Origin of the sequence: Zavarzinella formosa DSM 19928 (assembly GCF_000255705.1) — a bacterium.
Lineage (GTDB): Bacteria > Planctomycetota > Planctomycetia > Gemmatales > Gemmataceae > Zavarzinella > Zavarzinella formosa.
Genome location: NZ_JH636447.1, coordinates 378,259 through 379,780 on the forward strand (window position 1 = coordinate 378,259; position 1,522 = coordinate 379,780).

Annotated in this window: 1 protein-coding gene; it reads left to right on the forward strand. The window is 64.1% G+C overall.

Features of this window, described 5'->3' with window-relative positions; genetic code table 11:
- Positions 1-23: 23 nt before the first annotated feature.
- Positions 24-1,457: a hypothetical protein gene (locus BGIM_RS0138510; RefSeq protein WP_020474945.1), complete on the forward strand. Its 1,434-nt coding sequence runs from the start codon at positions 24-26 to the stop codon at positions 1,455-1,457.
- Positions 1,458-1,522: the final 65 nt, after the last annotated feature.

Here is a 1,522-nt window from a genome sequence, read left to right on the forward strand (position 1 = left end):
GATGTGAAAACAGGGAGCCTTTGATGCGATTCGCCTTCCTCATCCTCCTGTCGCTGTCTCCCTCGTTGATCGCCGCCCCGGCGTTGCCGCCGGACAACCGGGCCACCGTCGAGGCTCTTCGCCAAGCCGCCGAATTTTTGGAAACAGCGGACATCGACCCGGATGAACTGGCCGGGCTTTGGTGCAAAGTGGCGGAGCTTCGCCACCGCATCGGGGATCGGCGCGGCGCGATCAAGGCCATCGAGCGGGCTTGCGAGATCGTCGAGGGTGTCGGCGGCGGGCCAAGGGAATGGCGCCCGATGCTGCTGGCCTGCGCGAGAATGGGAGAGACGGACAAAGCGCTGGAACTGGCCGGCCATTTCCCCGAGGACGGCAATAATGTCCCCGAGGAGCGGGGTTTTATGTTGTGGCGCGCGGTCAGGGAGGCCGCCCGCGCGGGCCGATTCCGGGTCGCCGAGGAAATCGCGGACCGCAACGAGCACGAAGACTTCTGGCTCATCTCGTGGCAAGAAATCCGCAGTCTGGAAATTGTCGCCCGGTTCAAGAAGGGGGACACCGAGGCGGCGATCCGGATGGCGATGGCGCTCCCGACCGCGTGGGGAAAACTTTGGGCCCTCGTCGGCACGCCGACGGATCAGCCCGCGGACGACATCACCGAACTTGACGATTCCATCGCGGACATGCAGTTGCTGGCGAACGACAAAGCGGGGGCCAGACGATCCGCCATGACGGCCCTCGCGCTGATCCCGGATTTGGGGCCGGGTGAAAAGCCCTCCGCCGTCGTCGCGGTCATCCGCATTCTGTGCCTGCTGGATGACATCAGGGAGGCCCGAAAAGTCATGGTTCGTTATCTGGACGCCAGACCAAGAAAGGAGAACTACTGGAACGACGAATTACTCGCCCGAAGCCATTTGGCCGCCGCCGAGGTCCGGGCCGGAAGGGACGAGGCCGCGCTGGCCTTCCTCAAGGATTTCGACAGGCCGGAGGATCAGGCTTTTCTGCTGCAAGTCATCGCGCTGGACCAGGCCCGCGCCGGCCGGAGAGAGGTCTCCACGATGAACTTTGCCAGGGCCATCGAGCGAGCCGCCCTCGCCGACGACAGAGATCCTTATTTGTCTGGCATCATCGAAGCCCAGGCGCTGGCCGGCGATTTTGACGGGGCGACTTGGACGGCCCAATATTTTCGATGCGGGTTGCTCTTGGAAAAGATTATTTTCCTCCAGTCAAAGACGGGCGACTTCGACGGCGCCCGAATGATATTCCACACCATCCCGTCCGACCGGTATTGGATCGGGAACATCCTTCCGCAAATCGCCCGGATGCAGGGGGCCGCCGGCCAGCCGGCCGCCGTGCGGGAATGGGCGGCGAAGCTGGATGACCCCCGGAGGCGGGCCGCCGTCCTGATCGGATTGGCCGAGGGGCTGTGTCAGTCGCCGGGGAAGCCGGGGGGGAAATGACAACCTTCCGGCGTCAAACGATAATGGCAATGGTCCGAGTCCCCGTGACGCCGCGACGCGAAGGC